The following is a 3,090-nucleotide window of genomic DNA, read 5'->3' on the forward strand; positions in this document are numbered from 1 at the left end:
GGCCGGCCGCGAGCCCGGCGGCCGCGGACGGCGCCGGCGAGGGCGCGGCCCCGGCCGGTCCGGCCCCCGCACCGGCCGACGACCTGCGCTCGCGGCTGGCCCAATGGGCGCTGGCCGAGGCCGAGTTGCTCGGGGTGACCGGGCGCGGCGCGCTCGCCGCCCACGCCCGCGGCCTGCTCGACACCCCGCCGGACGGCGCCGAGCCCACCCCCGACGACACCGCCGCCGCGGCGGCCCGCGCGGCCACGCAGTTGGCGCCCCTGCTGCCCGAACCCCTCGACCACGTCCTGCTCCAGGCGGACCTGACCGCCGTCGCCCCGGGGCCGCTGCACCGTCCGCTCGCCGAGGCGCTGGGCGTCCTTGCCGACATCGAGTCCAAGGGCGGCGCGACGGTCTACCGCTTCACCCCCGGCTCCGTACGGCGCGCCCTGGACGCCGGCCGCTCCGCCGCCGAACTGCAGGAGTTCCTCACCCGCCACTCCCGCACCCCGGTCCCCCAGCCGCTCGCCTACCTCATCGACGATGTGGCCCGCCGGCACGGCCATCTGCGGATCGGCGCGGCGACCGCCTACGTCCGCTGCGACGACGACGCGCTGCTGTCCGAGATCCTCGCCGACCGCCGCGCCGCGCCGCTGCGGCTGCGCCGGCTCGCCCCGACCGTGCTCGCCGCCCAGACCTCGCCCGACCAACTCCTCGACGGGCTGCGGGCGATGGGCTATGCCCCGGCCGCCGAGTCCGCCGCCGGCGACGTGCTGATCGCCCGCGCCGACTCCTACCGCACCCCGCCGCGCACCGCCCCCGCCCCGGTCCCCGACGGCCCGCCGTCCCCCGACCCCACCCTGCTCGCGGCGGCGGTACGCGCCATCCGCGCCGGCGATCTCGCCGCCACCGCCGAGCGCAAGCCGGTGCACGCCCCCGCCCCGGCCCCCGGCTCGCTGCCCCGCACCACCTCCGCCGAGACCCTCGCCACCATGCAGGCCGCGGTGCTGACCCACTCCGCGCTCTGGATCGGCTACGTCAACGCCGACGGCGCCGCCAGCCAGCGCGTGATCGCCCCGGTGCGGGTCGAGGGCGGCTTCGTGACGGCCTACGACCACACCGCCGACGAGGTCCGCACGTATCCGCTGCACCGGATCACGGGCGTGGCGGAACTGGCGGACGACTCGGTCTGAGCCGGCCCGCCGCATCCCGGGCCCTTGCCGGACCGGGGGCCCGCCGTCCTCCCTGACGCCCGCCGCGCGGATGCGGCACACTGGACGTTTGGCCGCATCCGTGGCCGATGCCCGCGGTGGTGATCCACCGGCCGGGCGCAGGCGGCCGACGGCCGGGAAGCGAAAGGCGAGGCGCGTGAACGGACCTCTCATCGTCCAGAGCGACAAGACGCTGCTCCTGGAGGTGGACCACGAGCTGGCGGACGTCTGCCGCCGGGCCATCGCCCCCTTCGCCGAGCTGGAGCGGGCGCCCGAGCACATCCACACCTACCGGGTGACGCCGCTGGGGCTGTGGAACGCGCGGGCCGCCGGGCACGACGCCGAGCAGGTCGTCGACGCGCTGGTGCAGTTCTCGCGGTATCCGGTGCCGCACGCCCTGCTGGTCGACATCGCGGAGACGATGTCCCGCTACGGGCGGCTCACGCTGACCAAGCACCCGGCCCACGGGCTCGTGCTGACCTGCACCGACCGCCCGGTGCTGGAGGAGATCCTGCGGTCGAAGAAGGTGCAGCCGCTGGTCGGGGCGCGGCTGGACCCCGACACCGTCGTCGTCCACCCCTCCGAGCGCGGGCAGATCAAGCAGACGCTGCTCAAGCTGGGCTGGCCGGCCGAGGACCTGGCGGGCTACGTCGACGGCGAGGCGCACCCGATCGAGCTGCACGAGGACGGCTGGGCGCTGCGGCCCTATCAGCAGCAGGCCGTCGAGGGCTTCTGGCACGGCGGCTCGGGTGTCGTCGTGCTGCCCTGTGGCGCGGGGAAGACGCTGGTGGGGGCCGGTGCCATGGCCCAGGCCAAGGCGACCACGCTGATCCTGGTGACGAACACCGTCTCGGCCCGGCAGTGGAAGCACGAGCTGGTGAAGCGGACCTCGCTGACCGAGGACGAGATCGGCGAGTACAGCGGGACGAAGAAGGAGATCCGGCCGGTCACCATCGCCACGTACCAGGTGCTGACGACCAAGCGGAAGGGCGTCTACCCGCACCTGGAGCTGTTCGACTCCCGGGACTGGGGCCTGGTGATCTACGACGAGGTGCATCTGCTGCCCGCGCCGGTCTTCAAGTTCACCGCCGACCTCCAGGCCAGGCGGCGGCTGGGGCTCACCGCGACGCTGGTGCGCGAGGACGGCCGGGAGTCGGACGTCTTCTCGCTCATCGGCCCGAAGCGGTTCGACGCCCCGTGGAAGGAGATCGAGGCGCAGGGGTACATCGCCCCGGCCGACTGCGTCGAGGTGCGGGTCAATCTGACCGAGACGGAGCGGCTGGCGTACGCGACGGCCGAGACCGAGGAGAAGTACCGCTACTGCGCGACGACCGCGAGCAAGCAGTACGTGACCGAGGCGCTGGTCCGCCGGCACCAGGGCGAGCAGACCCTGGTCATCGGGCAGTACATCGACCAGCTGGACGAGCTGGGCGAGCATCTGGACGCACCGGTGATCAAGGGCGAGACCACCAACGCCCAGCGCGAGAAGCTCTTCGACGCGTTCCGGCAGGGCGAGCTGTCGGTGCTCGTGGTCTCCAAGGTCGCGAACTTCTCCATCGACCTGCCCGAGGCGACCGTCGCGATCCAGGTGTCCGGCACCTTCGGCTCCCGCCAGGAGGAGGCCCAGCGCCTGGGCCGGGTGCTGCGCCCCAAGGCGGACGGCCACGAGGCGCGGTTCTACTCGGTCGTCGCGCGCGACACCATCGACCAGGACTTCGCGGCGCACCGCCAGCGCTTCCTGGCCGAGCAGGGCTACGCGTACCGGATCGTGGACGCGGACGAGCTGCTGGCGGCGGACGAGGACGTCTGAGCCACCGGCGGCCGGGCGGGCCGGCGGACGGCGCGGGCGGCCCGGTGGCCGGGGCCCGGCCGGGCGCCGGGGCTCAGGCCGCCGGGGAGC

General features: G+C 74.8%; 2 protein-coding genes. Both read left to right on the plus strand.

Going from position 1 to position 3,090, the window contains the following annotated elements:
• Window positions 1-1,172, plus strand: a 1,172-nt coding sequence (locus IEY78_RS33695; protein WP_229700342.1) for a helicase-associated domain-containing protein, incomplete at its 5' end; no start/stop codon positions are given.
• Between the two features lie 175 nt (window positions 1,173-1,347).
• Complete coding sequence (locus IEY78_RS33700) at window positions 1,348-3,000, plus strand: DNA repair helicase XPB (protein ID WP_189104807.1); 1,653 nt, start codon at window positions 1,348-1,350, stop codon at window positions 2,998-3,000.
• Window positions 3,001-3,090 lie beyond the last annotated feature (90 nt).

This window comes from Streptomyces kronopolitis, from assembly GCF_014646275.1.
Lineage (GTDB): Bacteria > Actinomycetota > Actinomycetes > Streptomycetales > Streptomycetaceae > Streptomyces > Streptomyces kronopolitis.